Genomic DNA, 22,395 nt, shown 5'->3' on the forward strand with positions numbered 1-22,395 from the left:
CCTCGCACGAGGGTTCGCGCCGGGGCGCGCCTCCTCGTCGCCCATCGGGGCGCGCGGCTGCGGGCCGCGCGCCCCGCATCACGTCCTCAGCACTTCTTGGACTTGTCGCCGTTGCCCTTGGGGGCGCAGGGGGCCTTGGCCGGTGGGCACGGGGCGGCGTTGCCGCCGGTGACGGCCTTGAGGGTCTTGGCGTCGAGCTTCGTCATGGCGTGGATTCCCGATCTCTGGATTGCGTCTGTGCGTCGATGTCTCGGAGGGCGCGCGCCGCGAGCGCGGCGCGCGCCCGTCAGATCAGCACTTCTTGGACTTGTCGCCGTTGCCCTTGGGGGCGCAGGGGTCCTTGGCCGGGGGGCACGGGGCGGCGTTGCCGCCGGTGACGGCCTTGAGGGTCTTGGCGTCGAGCTTCGTCATGGCGTGGATTCCCGATCTCTGGATTGCGTCTGTGCGTCGATGTCTCGGAGGGCGCGCGCCGCGAGCGCGGCGCGCGCCCGTCAGATCAGCACTTCTTGGACTTGTCGCCGTTGCCCTTGGGGGCGCAGGGGTCCTTGGCCGGGGGGCACGGGGCGGCATTGCCGCCGGTGACGGCCTTGAGGGTCTTCGCGTCGAGCTTCGTCATGGTTCTGCCTCCTGATCCGAACCGGTGTTCCCCCGTTCGGTAAGGGGAGAATGCTGATTTGAAACATTGATGTCCAGCGAACGGTAAGGGATTTTATACCATCTCTGCACAGGATAGAAAGTCTTGGTTAAGCCGATCGAAGACTACGTACGTAGCGAGATCAATACAACCGGAAGTTTGAACTTGAGAGAACGTGCCAATTCTTGGTGGTGGCAGGCCCGGCGCCCCGGCGGCTCCCGCGGGACCGGCCGGGTCCGTTGCGCGGCGCACGGAGCCGCAGCCCGCCGGATGGCGGCCTTGAGGCGGGCGGGGAGGGGAGGGGCGGGGCGTCGGCCGCGCGTGCGGGATGGCTGGCGGCCGGGTGCGGCCTCAGCCGCGCAGGCCCGGCGCTTCCTGGCCGGTGCGGGCGACGTACTCGGTGTAGCCGCCGCCGTAATGGTGCACCCCGTCCGGGGTCAGCTCCAGCACGCGGTTCGAGAGCGCGGCCAGGAAGTGCCGGTCGTGGGAGACGAACAGCATCGTGCCCTCGTAGCGCGCGAGCGCGGCGATCAGCATCTCCTTGGTGGCCATGTCGAGGTGGTTGGTCGGCTCGTCGAGCACCAGGAAGTTCGGCGGGTCGTAGAGCATCCGGGCCATCACGAGGCGAGCCTTCTCGCCGCCCGACAGCACCCGGCAGCGCTTCTCCACGTCGTCGCCCGAGAAGCCGAAGCAGCCCGCGAGGTTGCGCAGCGACCCTTGCCCGGCCTGCGGGAAGGTCTCTTCCAGCATCTCGAAGATGGTCTGATCGCCGTCGAGGATGTCCATCGCGTGCTGGGCGAAGTAGCCGAGCTTCACGCTCGATCCGAGCGCCACGCTGCCGGTGTCGGGCTCGGTCGTGCCGGTGACGAGCTTGAGGAGCGTCGATTTGCCGGCGCCGTTGATGCCCATCACGCACCAGCGCTCGCGGCGGCGCACCGCGAAGTCCAGACCCTCGTAGATGGTGCGGCTGCCGTAGCGCTTGTGCACGCCCTTCAGGGTCGCGACCTCCTCGCCGGAGCGGGGCGCGGGCTGGAACTCGAAGGCGACGGACTGGCGCCGCTTCGGCGGCTCGACGCGCTCGATCTTGTCGAGCTTCTTCACCCGGCTCTGCACCTGGGCGGCGTGGGAGGCGCGGGCCTTGAAGCGCTCGATGAAGGCGATCTCCTTGGCGAGCATCGCCTGCTGGCGCTCGAACTGGGCCTGCTGCTGCTGCTCGGCGAGTTGGCGCTGCTGCTCGTAGAAGGCGAAATCGCCCGAATAGGTGGTCAGCGTGCCGCCGTCGATCTCGATGACCTTCGAGACGATGCGGTTCATGAACTCGCGGTCGTGCGAGGTCATCATCAGGGCGCCCTCGAAGCCCTTGAGGAAGCTCTCGAGCCAGATCAGGCTCTCGATGTCGAGATGGTTGGAGGGCTCGTCGAGCAGCATCACGTCGGGCCGCATCAGCAGGATGCGGGCGAGCGCGACCCGCATCTTCCACCCGCCCGAGAGCTTGCCGACGTCGCCCTCCATCATCTCCTGGCTGAAGCCGAGCCCGGCCAGCACCTCCTGGGCGCGGCCCTCGAGGGCGTAGCCGTCGAGTTCCTCGAAGCGGGCCTGGACCTCGCCGTAGCGCTCGACCAGCGCCTCCATCTCGTCCATCCGGTCGGGGTCGGCCAGCGCCGTCTCGAGCGCCTGCAGCTCCGTCGCGACCGCGCTCACGGGGCCGGCGCCCTCCATCACCGCCGCGACGGTGGAGCAACCGGACATCTCGCCGACATCCTGGCTGAAATACCCGATGGTGATGCCGCGGTCGGCCGCGACCTGGCCCTCGTCGGGCTGCTCCTCGCCGGTCATCATCCGGAACAGGGTGGTCTTGCCGGCCCCGTTCGGCCCGACGAGCCCGGCCTTCTCGCCGCGCTGCAGGGCGGCCGAGGCCTCGACGAAGACGAGCTGCCGGCCGTTCTGCTTGGTGATCTTGTCGAGGCGTATCATCGGGTCGCGGGTGCTGAGGAGGGTCGCCGCCGGCCTTACGGCATGGGACGGGCGAGCGGAAGGCGCGGCCGCGGAGCCGGCTCGAATGCCGCCTGCGCGGCGCTCGGTTCGAGATTCGTTCAGTTCAGGATGCGAAGCGCCGCAGAGGGTGGGAAGCGGCGCCTACCTAGCTGCCCGAGAGCGAACATTCCGTTTCCGACCCATGACGGCCATCCAGACCGCAGCATGCGCTTCCCCTAGGCGGTCACGTGTCGGCCACCCTGGAACTTCGGCATAGCGTGGGCTGCCCCAGTTACTTGTACTTCGAGAGAGTGAAACCTAGAAGTCCGAAGGACAAGACAGGCGCCAATCGCTCCCGTCTCTTCTGCGAGCAGCAACAATCGTGACGCTCGACCCCTTAGGCTTTCTGACGAACATACATCTCCGAACTTTTAGAGATGTTATTCCGAGTTTGCGCGCCTCCTTGCCTTCAACATCCATTTTCGTAGAGCAATCATCGTTAAATGACAATCCTGTTATGATCACGCTAATTTCCCGGAACTCGTACATATTTGTTGAAGTAGGCGCGATTGAATATTTGCATGCATTAAAATCGTCGGGTGACCATGGCATGCATTGAACTTGTTTGCACTCTGCGTTGGCAGTTTCAGCAAGAGATATAAGAATGGCTGCCAATTTTAAGCGCATTAGATCGGATCCTCGTTGTGCCCGCCTGCAAAGTGATAAAACCCTAGCACGTGAGACATGCAGTGGGTCAGCAGGGGCGCAAGAGCGATGTCGGCTTGAATGGATAAGCGCTCTTAAGCGGATGGTTGCAAACCCATCAATCGAAAAGGGTATCAGACCGACCTGACCCGGCGCTTCGAGACCGACGGCGAAGCCAACGACGCCCTGTCGAACACGGTCCAGCTTGACGGCGTCGCCCACGCGGGGTCGACGCCGTTTTCTATCCCGGCGGGCACGGTCCCTTATGGCATCTGGCCGAAGACCCCGCCTCGATCCGGCTGATCGAGAGGGCGCTCCGGGCCGGCAAGCCGGTTGCCCGCGTCTGCCACGCCCCCGGCGTGCTGCGTCAGGCCAAGGCACCGGACGGCACGCCACTCGTCGCGTACAAGGCCGTCACCGGCTTCACGAACACCGAGGCGGCGGCTTTGGGCCTGACCGCCATCGTCCCCTTCCTCGTCGAGGACGAGATCAGGCGGAGTGGCGGCGTCTACCCCAGGGCCGCCGACCGGCAGTCCGACGTGGTCGGGGACGGGCTGCCGATCACCGGCCTGAACCGCCGCGCCCGCGAGGCCGAGGACTGCCTCAAGCCGCGGACGTATGCGGCGAGACCGCGGCGAGGGAGGGGGCATGCCGGAGGTCGGGCGGTGTCTTGAAGTCCCGGGCGGCGCCGCGGGAGGCCTGGACGCCGCGCGGAAAACCGCTGCGGTCCCGGTAGGATCTCTTCCGCCCCACATTGCGGCTGTGCCGCGCCGTGCTGGCTTGGGCATCGATCAGGTCGATCGCCGTGATGCCGAGGAGGAGCGCCAGGGCGATGACGGCATTCTCCCGCTTCGGATTGTCCGATCGAAGCGCCGTCATCACCGTCGCGATATCGAGGCCGTCACCGGCGACCCGGCTCCAGAGGCCGAGATTCTTGTCGACCGACAGCGAGAGGATGCCGCTGCCGATCTCCCGCGCACCATAGACGCGCACCAGGGCTTCCTTGCCCTCCATCCCGAGCGCCCGGGTGATGCGTCGGGGCGCCAGCAGTTCGGTCAGCCCGAGGCCGAGGCTGAACCAGCCGAGCCCCTTGGCGAGCCTGTCCGGTACGCCGCGCGAACTCGGCCCGGAACGGAGCACCTTCGGATCGCCCTCGGAGCGCGTGATGTTCGAGAGGCTCGCGATGCTTGAGATGTTCGTCATGATCTCCCTCTCGCGTGTCAGGGTTTGAGAACGACCTTGATGCAGCTGTCCTGCTTGTCCCGGAACGTCCGGTACATCTCGGGTCCCTTGTCGAGCGGGACCTCGTGCGTGATGACGAAGGAGGGATCGATCTGGTCCTCCTCGATCCGGCGCAGCAGGTCGGCGGTCCAGCGCTGGACGTGGGTCTGGCCCATGCGGAAGGTCAGGCCCTTGTTCATCGCCGCGCCCATCGGGATCTTGTCGGCCAGGCCGCCGTAGACGCCCGGGATCGAGATCAGGCCGCCCGGCCGACAGACGTAGATCATCTCGCGCAGCACGTGCGGCCGGTCGCTCTCGGCGAGCAGGATCTGCTTGGCCCGGTCGTAGACCGTGTCCGGCATGGCGGGCGTGACATGGCTCTCCATGCCGATGCAGTCGATGCACTTCTCGGGACCCTCGCCCCCGGTCAGCTCGTTCAGCCGTTCGACGACGTTCTCCTCCTCGAAGTTGATGGTGATGGCGCCCCCGGCCTCGGCCATTTCCAGCCGCTCCGGGAGGTGGTCGATGGCGACGACCTGCTCGGCGCCGAGGAGGACCGCGGAGCGGATCGTCATCTGGCCGACGGGCCCGCAACCCCAGATCGCCACGGTATCGGTGGGCTGGATGTCCGCCTGGACCGCCGCCTGCCAGCCGGTCGGGAAGATGTCGGAGAGGAAGAGCAGCTTCTCGTCGGGGATGCCCTCGGGCACCTTCTGGACCGTCGCGTCGGCGAAGGGCACGCGCAGGTACTCGGCCTGGCCGCCCGGATAGCCGCCGGTGAGGTGCGAGTAGCCGAACAGGCCCGCCGTGGTGTGGCCGAAGACCTTGTCGGCGAGGTGCTTCTTCCGATTGCTCCGCTGACACACGGAGAAGTAGCCGCGCTTGCACTGGTCGCACTCGCCGCAGACGATGGTGAAGGGTACCACGACCCGGTCGCCCTTCTTCACCGTGCCGTTGAGCCCGCGCCCGGTCTCGACGACCTCGCCCATGGTCTCGTGGCCCAGGACGTCGCCGGGGAGCATGGCGGGGATGAAGTTGTGAAACAGGTGGAGGTCGGAGCCGCAGATCGCGCAGCTCGTGACCTTGACGATGACGTCGCGCCCGTCCTCGATCTCCGGATCGCTGACGGTGTCGCAGCGGATGTCTTCCTTCCCGTGCCAAACCAGGGCTCGCATAGCCGTCTTCTCCCATCGGCTGAGGTGCGAGGCCGAATCCTGGCGGGACGACCGGTCCGGGCCAGGGCGCTCGCGGGGATGGTGGTCGGTACTGCAACGAGGCGAACCGGGGCGACGACCGCCCCGTTCCTGCGGACAATCCCCTAGGAGACCTCCGGCGTGAGCGGAGGTCCCGGGTCGAGCGCGGACCGCCCCCGCGGGCGGCGCGAGGCCGCGTCAGACCGGCGAAGGGGCCCTGGTCCGCCGAGGCCGGGTGGAGGGCCGCCGGCGCTTGCCCGAGCATTCCTCCTCGCCGGACGCGCTCGCCGCGTCGGAAATGTCAGACGACCGTCGAGATCGCGCCGGGCGGATGCGTGAGCAACGTCGCCAGCAGGCTGAGGCCGTAGCGCAGCGTCTCGGCATCCGATGCCGCGCCCAGGGAGACGCGGATGGCGTCCGGAGCGGGTCCGACCGCGAAGGCGTCGCTCAGGATGACGGACAGCCCGAGCTGCCGGGCATGGGCCCCGAACTCGCCGCGCCGCCACGGCTCGGGAAGCCGGAGCCAGAGGTGGTGCCCGCAGGGATGCGCGCGGACATCGAGACCACGCAAGGCCTCGCGCGCGACCGATTGCCGGAGGCCGTTCTCCTGGCGGATGGCCGCGACGACCGCATCGAGCTCGCCCTCGGCGATCCACTGCGAGGCGAGCGCGGCCGCGAGGGGCGAGGCCATCATGTTGACGGCCCGTAGCTCGGCGGAGAGCCGTACCGCCTCGTTCGTCCCGGGTACCGCGACGTAGGCGATGCGCAGGCCTGGGCTGACGCACTTGGACAGCGTCGCGATGTGCCAGGTGATGTCACCCGCGATGGCCGCGATGGGTGCCGGAGCCTCGGGCGGCAATGCGCCGTAGGCGTCGTCCTCGATGATCGCGACGCCGTGCGAGCGCGCGACCTCGGCGATCCGCTCGCGGCGCGACCTCGGCAGCGTCGCGGTCGTCGGGTTGTCGAGGGTCGGGACCAGGTAGAGGGCCCGCGGCCGCCCGGCCTTGCAGCATTCGAGGAATGCGTCCGGGTCGAGGCCCTCCTCGTCGCAGGCGACCGGAACGAGGCGAAGTCCGCGGCGCTCGGCGGCCATACGCAGGCCAGGATAGGTCAAGGCCGGCACGCAGAGCGCGTCGCCCGGCTTGAGGATGGCTGCGAGCACGGCGGCAAGGACCGCCTGGGCCCCGCCCCCCACGAGGACGCGCTGCACGGGAAGTGGCCCGAGCCGGCCGCCGAGCCACTGCACCGCCGCGGTCCGGTCCGCGAGGTTCCCGGCGCTGTCCTGGTACTGCATGCGGTCGAGGAAGCCCGGCGAGCCGGCAAGCCTCGACAGACCCGCCCCCATACGCTCGGCCAAACGCGCCAGGACCGGCTGCGGTGGCATGTTCATGCTGAAGTCGACGCTTCCCCCCGGGTCCGGCCGGCGCATCTCGGCGGCCGGTCGCGCGGCGGCGCGAACGAAGCTGCCCCGGCCGGCGGTGGCATCGATCAGGCCCGACCTGCGCGCCACGTTGAAGGCGCGCGTGACCGTGGTGAGATCGACGTTGAGGTGCTTGGCCAGAGCGCGCTGCGGCGGCAGGCGCACGCCCGGCGGCAAACGGCCGGCACGGATGTCCTCGGCCAGCGCCTTCACGATGGCGAGGTATTTCGGGCCTGCGTCGCCGGCTATTGTCGGGTTCCAGGATTCCAACATTGCCCCTGATCTCGCGTTGGCGTATGCATACCCGCACCGGGCAGGCGAGGCGAAAGGCCGCGTTGCCCTGGAGAGAACTTCGACGAGTCGCGGGACTCCGCCAGGAATGTATGGATATCTAAGCCATACATTCGGAGCGCGCAAGGCGCCCCTCCGTGCGGCCGGATGGCGGGCGGTTCAGGAACGTGGACGATGCAAAGGACGACCGATCGATCCCTGATGTCCGTCGGCCTGCGGTGCCGCTGCCCGCGGTGCGGCGAGGGACGCCTGTTCGATGGGTTCATCACCCTCAAGCCGCGCTGCGAGGCGTGTGGCCTCGATTTCAGCTTCGCCGACCCGGCCGACGGACCCGCCTTCTTCATCATGATGACGATGGCCTTCCCGGTCACCGCATTCGGTATCTGGCTCGAGCTCGCCTACGACCCGCCGCTCTGGCTCCATGCGGTCGTGACGCTGCCGCTGCTGCTTCTGGCCTGCGTGCCGATCATCCGGCCGATGAAGGGGCTCTTCATCGCCAGCCAGTACATCCACAAGGCCGAGGAGGGGCGCTTCGCGGTCCCGGAAGTGCCTGTTGTCGGTGCCACGACCCGGGACTGATCGCGCCCCCGGCCCGGCGCGGTCGCGGGCGGACGCGCTGGCGGCATCGCCTGCCCCCGGGCTTGCCGTGACGTCATCCGACCTGACGAGGACCGGGACGATGCTCCCCGCTTCCGACGTGTTCGAGACCTCCCTCCAGGCGCGGCGCGAGGACGGTTGCTACCGAACGTCCATCGGGCGCGTGCGGAACGTCGGCATGCTTCCGACGGCTGTCCGAAGGCATCCGGACGGCAGCCGTCGGCCCGTCACGGTCCTCGATGTCATCCGCGGCCGCGCGGCCGACTTCAACGTCACGACCTCGCTATGTCCCGTACCGCGCCGCCGGCGCGCGGGCGGCGCTGCGGCACCTCGGGGCCAGTCGAGCGGAGCGGGGCGCGCAGCAGCGGAGCGCGGCGGCCTTGATGGCGAGGCTGCGCAAGGCCGGCCTGCCGGTCCTGCCGGGCCAGAGCCACGTCTTGCCGGTCATGGCCGGCGACGTCCACCTCCGTCGCCGGATCAGCGAGGCGTTGCTGGAGCCTCACGGCATCTCCGTGCAGCCCATCGACGACCCGACCGTGCCGCGCGGCGGCGAGCGCCTGAGGATCACCCCGTCGCCGCTGCGAACCGAGACGCACAGGCGGGCACTCGTGGAGGCGCTGGTCGAGGATCGCTCGCGCCTGGGCCGGGGCGAGGTTTCGCTGGCCGCCCGACCGCGGCCCCATCGAGATGCGCAAGAGGTGACCGACATGCTGGCGAACGTTGACGCCCTGCTGCTCGCGCGGTGGCAATTCGGTTTCACGGTGGCCTTCCACATCGTGTTCCCAGCCTTCTCCATCGGGTTGGCGAGCTACCTGATGGTTTTGGAGGGCCTGTGGCTCGCCACCGGCCGACAGGTGTTCATCGATCTGTTCCGGTACTGGATCAAGATCTTCGCCATCGGCTTTGCCATGGGCGTCGTGTCCGGGCTGGTCATGTCCTACCAGTTCGGCACGAACTGGTCGGTCTACGCCGACAAGACGGGGCCCGTGCTCGGTCCGCTGATGGCCTACGAGGTGCTCTCGGCCTTCTTCCTGGAGGCCGGCTTCCTGGGGGTCATGCTGTTCGGGATGACGAAGGTCGGGCCGCGCTTGCACTTCCTCGCCACCCTGATGGTAGCCGTCGGGACCTTCTTCTCGGCGTTCTGGATCCTGTCCGTGAACTCCTGGATGCAGACGCCGCAGGGTTACGCCACGAACGACGCCGGGCAATTCGTGCCGGCCGACTGGTGGGCCATCGTTTTCAACCCGTCCTTCCCCTACCGCCTCGTCCACATGGTCCTGGCCGCCTACCTGACGACCGCCCTCGTCGTCGGCGCGGTCGGCGCCTGGCACCTGCTGCGCGACCGGACGAACGAGGGCGCGCGGACGATGTTCTCGATGGCCATGTGGATGCTTGCCGTCGTCGCGCCCCTCCAGATCCTGGCCGGCGACGCCCACGGCCTCAACACGTTGGAGCACCAGCCGACCAAGGTCATGGCCATGGAGGGCCATTACCGGAGCCACCCCGACGGCGCGCCGCTCATCCTGTTCGGCCTGCCCGACCAGGAGGCCGGCACGGTGCGCTACGCCGTCGAGGTGCCGAAGCTCTCCTCCCTGATCCTGAAGCACGGCCTCGACGAGCCGCTGAAGGGCCTCGACAGCGTGCCGCGGGAGAACTGGCCGCCGGTGCCCGTGGTGTTCTGGTCCTTCCGGGTGATGGTCGGCCTCGGCATGCTGATGCTCCTGCTGGGCTGCCTCAGCCTGCTCGCCCGCTACAAGGGCAAGCTCTACCAGTGGGCGGCCCTGCACCGCTTCGCCCTCGCCATGGGCCCGGCCGGCTTCGTGGCCGTCGTGGCCGGGTGGATCACCACCGAGGTCGGGCGCCAGCCCTTCACGGTCTACGGCCTGCTGCGCACGGCGGAATCGGCCTCCCCGCTCCACGCGCCGGCCGTCGCCGCGTCGCTCACCGCCTTCGTGCTGGTCTACTTCGCCGTGTTCGGGATGGGCACCGTCTACATCCTGCACCTCATGGCGAAGTCGCCGCATCGTGGCGAACGCGGGATCGAGCCCGGGGCACCGATCCGCACCGCCGGCATCACGCCCGCGCCCTGGTCGACCGCGACCGCACCCTCCACCCGGCCGAGTGAGGAGCCCACCATGCTCGCCAACGTCGATCTCTCGGTCGTTTGGGCGCTGATCATCGCCTTCGCGGTGTTCGCCTATATCGTGATGGACGGCTTCGATCTCGGCATCGGCATCCTGTTCCCGGCCTTCAGGCCGGGCCACGAGCGCGACACCGCGATGAATTCCATCGCGCCGGTCTGGGACGGCAACGAGACCTGGCTGGTGCTCGGCGGCGGCGGCCTGTTCGCGGTGTTCCCGCTGGCCTACGCGGTGATCATGCCGGCCCTCTACGCGCCGATCATCGCGATGCTGCTCGGGCTGATCTTCCGCGGCGTCGCCTTCGAGTTCCGCTGGCGCGATCCCGGCCACCGGGCGCTCTGGGATGTCGCCTTCACCGGGGGCTCGGTCGTGGCGGCGCTCGCTCAAGGGATCACCCTCGGCGCGCTCCTGCAGGGCATCAAGGTGGAGGGCCGCGCCTACGCGGGCGGCTGGTGGGACTGGCTCACGCCGTTCAGCCTGCTCGTCGGTCTCGGCATCGTCTGCGGCTACGCGCTGCTCGGCGCCACGTGGCTGGTGATGCGGACGGAGGGGAGCCTGCAGGATCGGTCGCGCACCTTCTCGCTCTGGCTCGGCGCGGCCACGGTCGCGGTGATTGCGGCCGTCAGCGCGGCGACGCCCTTCCTGGAAGGCAAATATTGGGAACGCTGGTTCGCGATGCCGAACGTGCTTCTCACCGCCCAGGTGCCGCTCCTCGTCGCGGTGGCCTCGTTCCTGTTCTTCCGTCTGCTTCGCGGCGGTGCGGAGAGGACGCCGTTCCTGCTGGCGCTCGGCCTGTTCCTGCTCTCCTTCGTTGGGCTCGGGATCAGCATCTTTCCCGACATCGTGCCGGGTCGGATCACCATCTGGGAGGCGGCGGCACCGCATTCGAGCCAGGTCTTCCTACTCGTGGGCGCGTCCGTCTTGATCCCGGTCATCCTGATCTACACGGCCTACTCGTACTGGGTCTTCCGCGGGAAGGTCGACGCGGCGGGGTACCACTGATGGGCACCACCTCCGCTCCCCGACACCCCGCTCCCTTGTGGCGCCGCCTCGTCTGGTTCGCCTTGCTGTGGGCCGGCAGCGTCCTCTCGCTCGGTGTCGTCGCCGGCCTCCTGAGAGCCTGGCTGAAGGCGGGCTGACCCACGGCGCGCGCAAGGTCCGGCGCGAGGGCTACCGCTACGCCAAGGCCGGGGTCGCTCAGGACGGATCGCGTGCCGTCGGCGGCCTCGCGGCGCGTCACCGAGCGCCTCCGATGTAGCGATTGGCGATCATCGAGGCCGCAGTCCGGTTCTCGACCCCGAGCTTGGCATAGATGGCTTCGAGATGCTTGGTCACGGTCCGGTGACTGAGACCCAGGATCTCTCCGATGTCGCGGCTCGACTTGCCCTGGGACAGCCAGAACAGGACGTCCGCCTCTCGCGCGGTCACAGGCAGGCACGTGCGCAATCGGGCGAGGCTCAGCGCCAGATCGTCCTGCGACAGCCGCAAAAGGATCTCGTCGGCCGTCCCGCCGACGAAGCTGAGGCTGTGGGGCGGACCGTTCGGTCCCCTCAGCGTCACGGAGCCGGTCGTCGTACCCGCGAGACAGGCCCGCAGCCACGCGGCAGCCTCGGGAGGCAGGGAGAGGACGCCGTCGGGTGTCGAGGCCAGAGCGGCGATGAGCTGCCCGGCCTGGGGCGTGCACCAGAGGACCCGACCGTCCGCCGAGACCGCCAGCAGGGTCCGGCCCATCGTGTCGAGGGCGGTGCGCGCGCTGCGGGCCGAGCGGGCCCCGGCGAGGTGGGTGCGGATGCGCGCAAGGATTTCGTCGGGGGCGATGGGCTTCGTGACGTAATCGACCCCGCCCGCATCGAGCCCCCGGACAATGTGCTCGGTCTCGCTGAGGCCGGTCATGAAGATCACCGGCACGCCTGCGAGATGCGGCTTCGCCTTGAGGCGGCGGCAGGTCTCGAACCCGTCCATGCCGGGCATGACCGCGTCGAGCAGGATCACGTCGGGGGTGACCTCGTCGACGAGGGAGAGGGCGAGATCGCCTGCGACCGCGATCAGGACCGTCGCGCCGGAGCGCTCGATCGCCTCGGTGAGGAAGCTCAGGGTCTCGGGCGAATCGTCGACGACGAGGACCACGTCCCGGGCGGGCCCGGTCATCGGTTCAGTCATCGATTCAGTCATCGGCTCAGTCATCGCCGACAAGCTCCGTCAGCACGGCGAGGTAGCGGCGCAGGTCGTAGCCGGCGATCAGCCCGCGCATCTGCTTCACGAAGGTCTGCGGCCCGGTTCCGTCCTGTTCCATCGCCGAGAGCTTCGCCTCGATGCCCCGGATGTGCCCGATGCGACCGAGCCGCAGCAACTCCCCGACATGGTCCGCGCCGGGACGGACCGCCGCGGGCACCGCGTCCACCGCGGCGGGTACCGCGTCCACCGCGGCGGCCGGGAGCGCCGCCGCATCCGCATCCGTCCAGTCGAGGCGCAGCAGCGCCATGGTCCGGTCCCGCACGTCGCGCAGGTCGAAGGGCTTGGCGAGGATCGCGTTGTGGGGCGGGCTGTCGCCGCGCACGGGGCCGAGCTCGTGAACGTTGGCCGACATCATCGCGATCGGCCCGGCATGGCCCCGCGCGCGCAGGGTCTCCGCCACGTCCCAGCCGCTCATGCCCGGCATCGCGATGTCCAGGACGATCAGGTCGATGCCGCCCGCCGCCTCCGCCACGCAGGCGAGGCAGGCCGCGCCCGTCCCGGCCTCGCGCACCGTGAGCCCGAGCGGTTCGAGGATGGCGCCCATCAGGGTGCGGTGAGCCGGGTCGTCGTCGACCACGAGGACGGTCCGGCGCGGCCCGGCATAGACCGGCTCGGCGCGCGCCGCCGGCGCGGGCGCGAGGGCGGGCTGCGCCACCGCGGCCAGCATCAGGCGCAGCCGCGCCTGCGTCCCGCCGCCGGGCGCCGCCGTCAGCGCGATCTCGCCGCCGAGGAGCTGCGCCAGCAGGTTGGCGATGGTGAGCCCGAGCCCGGTTCCGGGCGTGCGGCGGGCGGCCGGGGTCGATCCGCGCTCGAACGGCTCGAAGATCCGGGCGAGGTCCGCCGCGGGGATGCCGGGCCCGGTGTCGTGGATCGTGAAGACCGCGACTTGGCTGCGGTAGCTCAGGTCGAGCGAGACGGTCCCGCGGGGCGTGAACTTGATGGCGTTCGAGAGGAGGTTGAGGAGCACCTGCCGCAGGCGCTTCTCGTCGGTGGCGACCACCTGCGGCAGGATCTCGGGCCGGGTGAAGCGGAAGTCGAGCCCCGCCTCGCGGGCCTGGAGCCGGACCATGTCGGCGAGCTGGTCGAGGAAGTCGGCGAGCCGCACCTCGTCGCGGTTGATCTGCAGGCGGCCCGCCTCCATCCGCGAGATGTCGAGCAGTCCGTCGATCAGGCCCGAGAGGTGCTGGGCGCTGCGCCGGATCACCCGGATGCCGTTGAGCCGGGCCGGCGGGATCGTGGGGTCGGTCTCGAGGAGCTGGGCGTAGCCGAGCACGCTGGAGAGCGGCGTGCGCAGCTCGTGGCTCAGCCCGACGACGTAGCGGCTCTTGGCGTGGTTGGCCGCCTCGGCCCGCTCCTTGGCCTCCTGCAGCTTCGCGTCGGTGATCCTGTGGGCGGCGATCTCGGCCTCGTAGAGGGCGGTCTGCCGCAGGGTCTCGGCCTGGGCGACGCGCCGGCTCTCCTGCGCCAGCACGAACAGCCACGCGACCACGCCGAGGATGATCACGAGGGTGAAGAACACGCTGGTCAGCGCGGCGCGCAGCACCGCACGATGCTCCGGATGGGCGAGGCTCGCGCCCGCGTGCACGATGGCGAGGATCAGGCCGATCACCGCGCAGAGCGTCAGCATCACCGCGAGGTAGCGCCCGAGCGGGGCGCCGATCCAGGCGGCGGTCCGGCGCGGCAGGAGGCGGCCGAGCATGTGCTGGGCCTGGGCCTCCAGCCGGCCGTGCGGCTTGCAGAGGTCGGCGCAGCGCGCGTCGAGGGAGCAGCAGAGCGAGCAGATCGGGGCGTCGTAGGCCGGGCAATGGGCCATGTCCTCGCCCTCGAAGGGCAGCTCGCAGACCCGGCAGGCGATCTCGCCGGCACCCCAGTCCCGACGCGGCCGGCGCGCGAGGTACCAGCGCCCGCCCGTCGCCCAGGCGATGGCGGGCGCCGCGCAGAAGGCGATGGCGAGCGTCAGCAGCGGGGCGAAGGGCTGGAACGCCGGCCCCGCGAGCCCGAGATGGACGAGGCAGCCCGCCGTGAGCGCCAGCAGCATCGCCCCGGTGCCGACCGGATTGACCGCGTAGAGATGCGCCCGCTTGAACTCGATGCCGGGCGGCGAGAGGCGCAGCGGCTTGTTGACCGCAAGATCGGCGGCGAGCGCCCCGACCCAGGCCGAGACGACGCAGGCGTAGAGCGGCAGGGTGCTGCCGATCGTCTTGTCGATGCCGAGCATCATCAGCAGCACGGCGATGGCGACGTTGAAGACGAGCCAGACCACCCGGCCCGGATGGCTGTGGGTGAGCCGCGAGAAGAAGTTCGACCACGCGATCGAGCCCGCATAGGCGTTGGTCAGGTTGATCTTGAGCTGCGAGACGAGCACGAAGGCCCCCATCAGCAGCAGGGCGGCCCGGCTGTCCGCGCCCGCCACGTAGCCGAAGGCGACCCGGTACATCTGGGTCGGCTCCGCCGCCTCCCCCGGGGGGACGCCGTGTGCGAGGGCCAGGACCGCGAGCCCGGCGCCGAGCAGGATCTTGGCCATGCCGGGCAGGATCCAGCCGGCGCCCCCCGCCAGCACGGCGAGCCACCAGCGCCGGTCGCGGGGCGAGGCGGGCTCGGGCACGAAGCGCAGGAAGTCCACCTGCTCGCCGACCTGTGCCAGGAGAGCCAGCAGCACGCCGGTCGCGGCGCCGAAGCGCACGACATCGAACCCGCCCCCGCCGCCGTCGAGGCCCGGGAAGGCGGCCGCCGCGCCGAGCGCGGCCGGATCCTGCGCGGCGATGCAGACGAGCGGCAGGAGGTTGAGACCGATCCAGAGCGGCTGCGTCCAGATCTGGAACCGGCTGATCAGGCGGATGCCGTAGGCCACGAGGGGGATCACCGCGCCCGCGCAGACGAGATAGCCGAGCCAGAGCGGCAGCCCGAGGCAGATCTGCAGCGCCAACGCCATGATCGCCGCTTCGATGGCGAAGAACAGGAAGGTGAAGCTCGCGTAGATCAGCGAGGTCACGGTCGAGCCGAGATAGCCGAAGCCGGCCCCGCGGGTGAGCAGGTCCATGTCGACGCCGTGGCGGGCGGCGTAGACGGTGATCGGCGCGGCGGTGGCGAAGATGACCAGCCCGACGAAGAGGATCGCCGCGAGGGCGTTCGTGAAGCCCGCGGTGAGCACCAGCGTGCCGCCGATCGCCTCCAGCGCCAGGAACGAGACCGAGCCGAGCGCCGTCTGCGCCACCGCGGAGCCCGACCAGCGCCGGGCCTTCTTGGCGGTGAAGCGGAGCGCGTAATCCTCCAGGGTCTCGTCCGCCACGAAGCGGTTGTAGGCGCGCCGGATCGGGACGATGCGCTGCGAGCCGCTCATCGCGCGCGGATCCCGACGCGGCCCGGCGCGCGCGCCAAGACTGCGGCGCGAACGATGCGGCGCGCGCGGCCAGTCGCCCCGACGCGGCCCGAATGCTCTGCCCTGGCTTCCATCGGTTTCCGGAATAGACGGATCGACTGTGCCGCCCACGCAAAGGCCCGGCCATACGCAAAACCGCGTATAGGCCGCGCCGCGGCGGCCGACCTAGCCTGAACCCCGTCGATCCGCGGTCGCCTCTCAAGACCGCCGGACGTCCACGGGGTCAGGCACGATGGCAGACGACACCGATACCGGTTCGGATTCCGGCTTCTCGCCGCTGCGGCGCAGGCTGCTCATGGGAATGGCCGGCCTCCCGGCGCTGGCGCTGCTGCCGGGGCCCGCACGGGCCGCGGCCCCGACCGCTGCGGTCAACACGACCGGGCTCGCGGTGACGGACAGCGAGGTCACGGTCGGCATCCTGCACTCGGTCACCGGTACGATGGCGATCTCCGAGACCGGGGCGCAGCAGGCCGAGAAGCTCGCGATCGCCCAGATCAACGAGGCGGGCGGCGTGCTCGGCCGCAAGATCCGGATCATCCAGGAGGACGGCGCCTCCGACTGGCCGACCTTCGCCGAGAAGGCCAAGAAGCTCCTCGTCAACGACAAGTGCGCGGCCGTGATGGGCTGCTGGACCTCGGCCTCCCGCAAGGCGGTGCTGCCGGTGTTCGAGCAGTACAACGGTCTCCTGTACTACCCGACCTTCTACGAGGGCCTGGAGCAGTCCAAGAACGTCTTCTACACCGGCCAGGAGGCGACGCAGCAGATCCTCGCCGGGCTCGACTGGGTGCACAAGGAGAAGGGCGGCGACACCTTCTACTTCATCGGCTCGGACTATATCTGGCCGCGCACCTCGAACAAGATCGCCCGCAAGCACGTCGAGAACGTGCTCAAGGGGCGTGTCGTCGGCGAGGAGTACTTCCCGCTGGGCCACACGCAGTTCAACTCGGTGATCAACAAGATCAAGCTCACCAAGCCGAAGGTGATCTTCACCGACGTGGTCGGCGGCTCGAACGTGGCCTTCTACAAGCAGCTCAAGGCCGCGGGCATCGACCTCTCGAAGCAGGTGCTGATCACGATCTCGGTCACCGAGGACGAGATCGACGGCATCGGCGGCGAGAACATCGCCGGCGCCTACGCCTGCATGAAGTACTTCCAGTCGATCGAGAACGACAACAACAAGGCCTTCGTGGCCGCCTTCAAGAAGATGTGGGGCGAGAAGACCGTCATCGGCGACGTGACCCAGGCGGCCTATCTCGGGCCGTTCCTCTGGAAGATGGCCTGCGAGAAGGCGGGCTCCTTCGACGTGGACAAGGTGGTCGCGGCCTCCCCCGGCATCGAGTTCACGGCCGCGCCCGAGGGCTACGTGAAGATCGACCCGAACCATCACCTCTGGTCGAAGACCCGGGTGGGCCGGGCCAAGACCGACGGCCAGTTCGAGATCGTCTACACCAGCCCGGACCTGATCAGGCCCGATCCCTTCCCGAAGGGGTACCAGTAGGCGCGAGATTCTCCCTCCCCCGCAGAGGGGGGGGAGGGAAGGCGTTCCGGGAACGCCGCGAGACACGATCGGAGGACAACCGCCCTCCGCCCCCACACCGCCCCGGAGGCCCGTGACGGCATGTTCGGCGACTACTCCCTCGGCGATCTCGGCGCGATCTTCGCGATGCAGGGCTTTGCCGGCCTGATCCTGTTCTCGGTCTACCTGCTGATGGCGCTGGGGCTCGCGATCATCTTCGGCCAGATGGGCGTGATCAACATGGCGCACGGGGAGTTCATGATCCTCGGCGCCTACGTCACCTATCTGTGCTCGACGTTCTTCCAGTCCTACCTGCCGGGCCTGTTCCCGATCTCCTTCTTCGTGGCGATGGGCCTCGCCTTCCTGGCCTCGGGCGCGCTCGGGATGCTGGTCGAGTGGGGCCTGATCCGCTTCCTCTACAAGCGCCCCCTCGACACCCTGCTCGCCACCTGGGGCCTGTCGCTGATCCTGCAGCAGGCCTACCGCTCGATCTTCGGCGCGCGCGAGGTTGGCGTCGAGCTGCCCGCCTGGCTGATCGGTTCGGTTCAGGTCACCGACACGATCGAGGTGCCGATCAACGGCCTGTTCGTGATGGCCGTCACCCTGCTGATCACCGGCGCGGTGGCGCTGCTGATCTTCCGCTCGCGCTTCGGCCAGCAGATGCGCGCCGTGATGGCCAACCGCGCCATGGCGGGCGCCGTCGGCATCGATACGGACAAGGTCGACCGCACCACCTTCGGCCTCGGCTGCGGCATCGCGGGCGTCGCGGGCTCGGCCTTCACGATGATCGGCTCCACGGGTCCGACCTCGGGCCAGCTCTACATCGTCGACACGTTCCTGATCGTGGTCTTCGGCGGCGCCGCGAGCCTCGTCGGCACCATCGCGTCCGCCTTCTCGATCTCCCAGACCCAGTCCACGCTCGAATTCTTCCTCTCCGGCTCGATGGCCAAGGTGCTCACCCTGCTCGCCGTGGTCGGCATCCTGATGCTGCGGCCGCAGGGCCTCTTCACCCTCAAGGTCCGGCGCTGAGGAGGCCCGCGATGACGAATCCCGTCCAGGCGCTGACGAAATCCGTCACGGTCAACGACAATCCCTTCATGAAGCCGATGGAGTGGCTGAGCCTTCTCCTCCTCGCCGCCGTGATCCTGGTCGTGCTGCCGCTCGCGCTCGACGGGTTCCGGCTCAACCTCGTGGGCAAGTACCTCACCTACGCCTTCGTGGCGCTCGGCCTCGTGATCTGCTGGGGCTATGCCGGCATCCTGTCGCTCGGCCAGGGCGTGTTCTTCGGGCTCGGCGGGTACTGCATGGCGATGTACCTGAAGCTCGAAGCCTCGAGCGTCGAGAACACGAAGATCCAGTCGACGCCGGGGATCCCCGACTTCATGGACTGGAACCAGATCACGGCGCTGCCATGGTTCTGGCAGCCGTTCAAGAGCCTGCCGCTGACGCTCCTCCTGGTGGTCGCGGTGCCGGTGCTGTTCGCGCTTCTGATCTCCTTCGCGATGTTCAAGCGCCGGGTCGGCGGCACCTATTTCGCGATCATCACCCAGGCGATCGCCGCGATCCTGACGATCCTGATCGTCGGCCAGCAGGGCTACACGGGCGGCATCAACGGCATCACGGACCTGCGCACGCTCCACGGCTGGGACATCCGCACCAACCACGCCAAGACCGTGCTGTACTTCGTCAACGGCGGGCTTCTCGTCGCCTGCATCCTGGCGGCGCAGTACGTGAAGCGCTCGAAGCTCGGCCGCATCCTCGTCGCCCTGCGCGACAAGGAGGACCGGGTCCGCTTCTCCGGCTACTCGGTGGCGGGCTTCAAGGTCTTCGCCTTCTGCCTCGCGGCGGCCTTCGCGGCGGTCGGGGGCGCGATGTTCACCCTCCAGGTCGGGTTCATGTCGCCCTCCTTCGTCGGCATCGTGCCCTCGATCGAGATGGTGATCTACACCGCGGTCGGCGGGCGCCTGTCGCTGTTCGGCGCGGTCTGGGGGACGCTGCTGGTCAACTGGGCCAAGACCACCTTCTCCGAGAGCTTCCCCGAACTCTGGCTGTTCGGCCTCGGCGCGCTGTTCATCGGCGTAGTGCTGGCCTTCCCGAACGGGCTCGCCGGCCTCTGGCGCGAGCGGATCGAGCCGCGCCTCACCCGCCGGGTGAAGGCGCTCCGCGCGCCACCGCCCGCGATCGCCCCGCCCCACGGCGCCCCGGCCGCCTGAGGATTCCCCGATGAACGCCGCGCTCCTCGCCTCCCCCGTCATCGGCGCCGCCTCGGCCGCGCCCGACTACCTCCTGGCGGTCGAGGCGCTCACCGTCTCCTTCGACGGGTTCAAGGCGGTCAACGACGTCTCGTTCTACGTCGATCCGGACGAGATCCGGGTGATCATCGGTCCGAACGGGGCCGGCAAGACCACCGTGCTCGACCTGATCTGCGGGCGCACGCGGGCGAGCGCCGGCTCGATCCGCTACAAGGGCCAGGAGCTGACGCGGCTCTCCGAGAGCGCGATCGTCCAGGCGGGCGTGGGCCGCAAGTTCCAGACGCCGTCGATCTACGACGACCTCACGGTGTTCGAGAACCTGGAGATCTCCTATCCGCGCGGGCGCTCGGTGCTGGGCGCGCTGACCTTCCGGCGGGACGCCGCGGTGCGCGAGCGCATCCACGAGATCGCCGAGACGATCTTCCTCAAGGACCACCTCGCGGAGCGCGCCGAGTTCCTGAGCCACGGCCAGAAGCAGTGGCTGGAGATCGGCATGCTGCTGATCCAGGACCCGGAACTCCTGATGCTCGACGAGCCGGTGGCCGGGATGAGCGTGGGCGAGCGTGTGAAGACCGCCGAGCTCCTCAACCAGATCATCCGGGGCCGCTCGGTGCTGGTGATCGAGCACGACATGAAGTTCGTCGAGGACATCGCCCACCGGGTCACCGTGCTGCACCAGGGGCGGGTCCTCTCCGAGGGCTCGATGGAGCGCGTCAAGAACGACCCCAAGGTGATCGAAGTCTATCTCGGCCATTAGAGGAGCCGCAGATGCTGCAGACCGTCCCCGCGCCGCCGCCTCCGGACGTGAGGCCGACCGACCCCGCCATGCTGGCGATCCGCGGGCTCCACGCCGCCTACGGGCAGAGCGAGGTCCTGCACGGTCTCGACATCGCGGTGGCCCCCGGCGAGATCGTCGCGGTGATGGGCCGCAACGGCATGGGCAAGTCCACGCTCATGAAGACCCTGATGGGGATCCTGCCCGCGACCTTCGGCACGATCGCGGTCGACGGCCACGACGTCACAGGGCTCAAGAGCCACGCCCGCGTCGCCCGCGGCCTCGCCTACGTGCCGCAAGGGCGGATGATCTTCTCCACCATGACGGTGCAGGAGAACATCGAGACGGGCCTCACCGTCACGGGCGCGCGGCGGGTGCCCGAGGACCTCTACGCGATGTTCCCGGTGCTCCTCGAGATGAAGGGCCGGCGCGGGGGCAACCTCTCGGGCGGCCAGCAGCAGCAGCTCGCCATCGCGCGGGCGCTCGCGAGCCGGCCGAAGGTACTCCTCCTCGACGAGCCGACGGAGGGCATCCAGCCCTCGATCATCCGCGAGATGGGCCGCACCCTCAAGGCGATCCGCGACGCGCGCGGGCTCTCCATCGTCGTCTCCGAGCAGGTGCTGAGCTTCGCCCTCGACGTGGCCGACCGGGTGCTCGTCATCGAGAACGGCGCGATCGTCCACGAGAGCCCGCGCGCCGACATCGACGAGGCGCAGGTCGCCCGCTTCCTCTCGGTCTGAGAGGGCTGGGCCGGCCGACGGCGAAGTTCGCGCGCGCCCCGCGCGGAAAGGCGTCCGCCCCGGCGGACAGGGAGCTGGAGACGAGAGAACATGCCCGAGACGCTGATCAAGGTCGATCTGAGCCAGTCGGCCTACGACAACGACATGGTGCACAACCGCTGGCACCCGGACATCCCGATGGTCGCCACCGTCAAGCCCGGGGCCGACTTCATCGTCGAGACCTACGACTGGACCGGCGGCTTCATCAAGAACAACGATTCCGCCGACGACGTGCGCGACATCGACCTCTCGATCGTGCATTTCCTCTCGGGTCCGATCGGCGTCGAGGGCGCCGAGCCCGGCGACCTCCTGGTGGTCGACCTCCTCGACATCGGCGCCAAGCCCGAGAGCCAGTGGGGCTTCAACGGCTTCTTCTCGAAGAAGAACGGCGGCGGCTTCCTCACCGAGCACTTCCCGCAGGCCCAGAAGTCGATCTGGGACTTCGAGGGGATGTTCACCAAGTCCCGCCACATCCCGGGCGTGCGCTTCCCCGGCCTGATCCATCCCGGCCTGATCGGCTGCCTGCCCGACCCGAAGCTGCTCGCGACCTGGAACGAGCGCGAGATCGCCTTCGTCAACACCGATCCGGAGCGGGTGCCGGCGCTCGGCACCGTGCCGTTCGGGCCGACCGCCCATATGGGCCGGCTCACGGGCGAGGCGCGGGACAAGGCGGCGGCCGAGGGCGCCCGTACCGTGCCGCCGCGCGAGCACGGCGGCAATTGCGACATCAAGGACCTGTCGCGCGGTTCGAAGATCTACTTCCCGGTCTACGTGCCGGGCGCCGGCCTCTCGATGGGCGACCTCCATTTCAGCCAGGGCGACGGCGAGATCACCTTCTGCGGCGCCATCGAGATGGCGGGCTGGGTCCATCTCAAGGTCGACCTGATCAAGGACGGCATGGCCAAGTACGGGATCAAGAACCCGATCTTCAAGCCGTCGCCGATCACGCCGCAATACGACGACTACCTGATCTTCGAGGGCATCTCGGTCGACGAGTGGGGCAAGCAGCACTACCTCGACGTCCACGTCGCCTACCGGCAGGCCTGCCTCAACGCGATCGAGTACCTGAAGAAGTTCGGCTATTCCGGCGCGCAGGCCTACTCGATCCTCGGCACCGCGCCGGTCCAGGGCCACATCTCGGGCGTGGTCGACATCCCGAACGCCTGCGCGACGCTCTGGATCCCGACGAAGATCTTCGAGTTCGACATCAATCCGAGCGCCGCCGGGCCGACGAAGTTCCTCGACGGCTCGATCCAGATGCCGCTCTCGCCGGATCTCTGATC

General features: G+C 69.0%; 14 protein-coding genes and 4 pseudogenes. 12 read left to right on the forward strand and 6 right to left on the reverse strand.

Features of this window, described 5'->3' with window-relative positions; translation table 11 throughout:
- Nucleotides 1-985: 985 nt before the first annotated feature.
- Entirely contained in the window at nucleotides 986-2,608 is a 1,623-nt protein-coding gene (locus tag MFF56_RS19710; RefSeq protein WP_066921829.1) for an ABC-F family ATP-binding cassette domain-containing protein, read from the reverse strand.
- An 837-nt stretch (nucleotides 2,609-3,445) separates the two neighbouring features.
- Between MFF56_RS19710 and MFF56_RS19715 the strand changes: the two are divergent.
- Nucleotides 3,446-3,987: pseudogene (locus MFF56_RS19715) on the forward strand (DJ-1/PfpI family protein); the annotation flags it as partial.
- Here MFF56_RS19715 and MFF56_RS19720 read toward each other — a convergent pair.
- The 3 genes from MFF56_RS19720 to MFF56_RS19730 all read right to left on the reverse strand — a co-directional run bounded on the left by MFF56_RS19720 (nucleotide 3,917) and on the right by MFF56_RS19730 (nucleotide 7,420).
- Entirely contained in the window at nucleotides 3,917-4,516 is a 600-nt protein-coding gene (locus MFF56_RS19720; RefSeq protein ID WP_082773013.1) for a hypothetical protein, read from the reverse strand. The pseudogene MFF56_RS19715 and the gene MFF56_RS19720 sit on opposite strands and share 71 nt — an antisense overlap.
- Nucleotides 4,517-4,533: 17 nt before the next feature.
- Nucleotides 4,534-5,709, reverse strand: coding sequence for a zinc-dependent alcohol dehydrogenase (locus MFF56_RS19725; protein WP_066921831.1), 1,176 nt, complete (start codon nucleotides 5,707-5,709; stop codon nucleotides 4,534-4,536).
- A gap of 319 nt (nucleotides 5,710-6,028) precedes the next feature.
- On the reverse strand, nucleotides 6,029-7,420 hold the full coding sequence (locus MFF56_RS19730; protein ID WP_066921833.1) for an aminotransferase-like domain-containing protein: 1,392 nt from the start codon (nucleotides 7,418-7,420) through the stop codon (nucleotides 6,029-6,031).
- Between the two features lie 219 nt (nucleotides 7,421-7,639).
- Between MFF56_RS19730 and MFF56_RS19735 the strand changes: the two genes are divergently transcribed.
- The 5 genes and pseudogenes from MFF56_RS19735 (at nucleotide 7,640) to MFF56_RS19755 (ending at nucleotide 11,315) form a co-directional block, all read left to right on the forward strand.
- Nucleotides 7,640-8,017 carry a DUF983 domain-containing protein gene (locus tag MFF56_RS19735; RefSeq protein WP_238230630.1) on the forward strand — a complete coding sequence of 126 codons (378 nt, stop codon included), beginning with the start codon at nucleotides 7,640-7,642 and terminating at the stop codon, nucleotides 8,015-8,017.
- 257 nt (nucleotides 8,018-8,274) lie between these two features.
- Nucleotides 8,275-8,595: pseudogene (locus MFF56_RS19740) on the forward strand (aminotransferase class I/II-fold pyridoxal phosphate-dependent enzyme); the annotation flags it as partial.
- Between the two features lie 147 nt (nucleotides 8,596-8,742).
- A pseudogene (locus MFF56_RS19745) lies at nucleotides 8,743-10,160 on the forward strand (cytochrome ubiquinol oxidase subunit I).
- 37 nt (nucleotides 10,161-10,197) lie between these two features.
- Nucleotides 10,198-11,178 (forward strand): annotated as a pseudogene (gene cydB, locus MFF56_RS19750) (cytochrome d ubiquinol oxidase subunit II); the annotation flags it as partial.
- Entirely contained in the window at nucleotides 11,178-11,315 is a 138-nt protein-coding gene (locus tag MFF56_RS19755) for a DUF2474 domain-containing protein (RefSeq protein ID WP_066921839.1), read from the forward strand. The pseudogene cydB and the gene MFF56_RS19755, both read left to right, overlap by 1 nt.
- Nucleotides 11,316-11,412: 97 nt before the next feature.
- Here the strand turns inward: MFF56_RS19755 and MFF56_RS19760 are convergent, their stop codons facing one another.
- Complete coding sequence (locus MFF56_RS19760) at nucleotides 11,413-12,324, reverse strand: response regulator (RefSeq protein WP_066921841.1); 912 nt, start codon at nucleotides 12,322-12,324, stop codon at nucleotides 11,413-11,415.
- Nucleotides 12,325-12,352: 28 nt separating this feature from the next.
- Nucleotides 12,353-15,751 carry a hybrid sensor histidine kinase/response regulator gene (locus MFF56_RS19765; protein WP_238230634.1) on the reverse strand — a complete coding sequence of 1,133 codons (3,399 nt, stop codon included), beginning with the start codon at nucleotides 15,749-15,751 and terminating at the stop codon, nucleotides 12,353-12,355.
- 271 nt (nucleotides 15,752-16,022) lie between these two features.
- On the opposite strand from MFF56_RS19765, the gene urtA reads away from it, so the two are divergent.
- From urtA to fmdA, 6 genes are all read left to right on the forward strand, one after another.
- Entirely contained in the window at nucleotides 16,023-17,288 is a 1,266-nt protein-coding gene (gene urtA, locus MFF56_RS19770; RefSeq protein ID WP_066927945.1) for an urea ABC transporter substrate-binding protein, read from the forward strand.
- A gap of 120 nt (nucleotides 17,289-17,408) precedes the next feature.
- Complete coding sequence (urtB, locus tag MFF56_RS19775; protein WP_066927947.1) at nucleotides 17,409-18,335, forward strand: urea ABC transporter permease subunit UrtB; 927 nt, start codon at nucleotides 17,409-17,411, stop codon at nucleotides 18,333-18,335.
- Between the two features lie 11 nt (nucleotides 18,336-18,346).
- Nucleotides 18,347-19,519 carry an urea ABC transporter permease subunit UrtC gene (gene urtC / locus MFF56_RS19780; RefSeq protein ID WP_066927949.1) on the forward strand — a complete coding sequence of 391 codons (1,173 nt, stop codon included), beginning with the start codon at nucleotides 18,347-18,349 and terminating at the stop codon, nucleotides 19,517-19,519.
- A 10-nt stretch (nucleotides 19,520-19,529) separates the two neighbouring features.
- On the forward strand, nucleotides 19,530-20,315 hold the full coding sequence (gene urtD, locus MFF56_RS19785; RefSeq protein WP_066927951.1) for an urea ABC transporter ATP-binding protein UrtD: 786 nt from the start codon (nucleotides 19,530-19,532) through the stop codon (nucleotides 20,313-20,315).
- A 68-nt stretch (nucleotides 20,316-20,383) separates the two neighbouring features.
- Nucleotides 20,384-21,073: an urea ABC transporter ATP-binding subunit UrtE gene (gene urtE, locus MFF56_RS19790; protein ID WP_066927960.1), complete on the forward strand. Its 690-nt coding sequence runs from the start codon at nucleotides 20,384-20,386 to the stop codon at nucleotides 21,071-21,073.
- A 90-nt stretch (nucleotides 21,074-21,163) separates the two neighbouring features.
- The gene (gene fmdA, locus MFF56_RS19795) at nucleotides 21,164-22,393 is read left to right on the forward strand and encodes a formamidase (RefSeq protein WP_066927953.1); all 1,230 of its coding nucleotides are present in this window, start codon (nucleotides 21,164-21,166) and stop codon (nucleotides 22,391-22,393) included.
- Nucleotides 22,394-22,395 lie beyond the last annotated feature (2 nt).

The sequence above is a fragment of the Methylobacterium hispanicum genome, assembly GCF_022179285.1.
GTDB lineage: Bacteria > Pseudomonadota > Alphaproteobacteria > Rhizobiales > Beijerinckiaceae > Methylobacterium > Methylobacterium hispanicum.

Excerpts from the sequence above, each read along its gene's own strand:
- MFF56_RS19710 (WP_066921829.1), bottom strand. The coding sequence starts at position 2,608 with ATGATACGCCTCGACAAGATCACCAAGCAGAACGGCCGGCAGCTCGTC.
- MFF56_RS19720 (WP_082773013.1), bottom strand. The coding sequence starts at position 4,516 with ATGACGAACATCTCAAGCATCGCGAGCCTCTCGAACATCACGCGCTCC.
- MFF56_RS19725 (WP_066921831.1), bottom strand. The coding sequence starts at position 5,709 with ATGCGAGCCCTGGTTTGGCACGGGAAGGAAGACATCCGCTGCGACACC.
- MFF56_RS19730 (WP_066921833.1), bottom strand. The coding sequence starts at position 7,420 with ATGTTGGAATCCTGGAACCCGACAATAGCCGGCGACGCAGGCCCGAAA.
- MFF56_RS19735 (WP_238230630.1), top strand. The coding sequence starts at position 7,640 with ATGTCCGTCGGCCTGCGGTGCCGCTGCCCGCGGTGCGGCGAGGGACGC.
- MFF56_RS19755 (WP_066921839.1), top strand. The coding sequence starts at position 11,178 with ATGGGCACCACCTCCGCTCCCCGACACCCCGCTCCCTTGTGGCGCCGC.
- MFF56_RS19760 (WP_066921841.1), bottom strand. The coding sequence starts at position 12,324 with ATGACCGGGCCCGCCCGGGACGTGGTCCTCGTCGTCGACGATTCGCCC.
- MFF56_RS19765 (WP_238230634.1), bottom strand. The coding sequence starts at position 15,751 with ATGAGCGGCTCGCAGCGCATCGTCCCGATCCGGCGCGCCTACAACCGC.
- urtA (WP_066927945.1), top strand. The coding sequence starts at position 16,023 with ATGGCAGACGACACCGATACCGGTTCGGATTCCGGCTTCTCGCCGCTG.
- urtB (WP_066927947.1), top strand. The coding sequence starts at position 17,409 with ATGTTCGGCGACTACTCCCTCGGCGATCTCGGCGCGATCTTCGCGATG.
- urtC (WP_066927949.1), top strand. The coding sequence starts at position 18,347 with ATGACGAATCCCGTCCAGGCGCTGACGAAATCCGTCACGGTCAACGAC.
- urtD (WP_066927951.1), top strand. The coding sequence starts at position 19,530 with ATGAACGCCGCGCTCCTCGCCTCCCCCGTCATCGGCGCCGCCTCGGCC.
- urtE (WP_066927960.1), top strand. The coding sequence starts at position 20,384 with ATGCTGGCGATCCGCGGGCTCCACGCCGCCTACGGGCAGAGCGAGGTC.
- fmdA (WP_066927953.1), top strand. The coding sequence starts at position 21,164 with ATGCCCGAGACGCTGATCAAGGTCGATCTGAGCCAGTCGGCCTACGAC.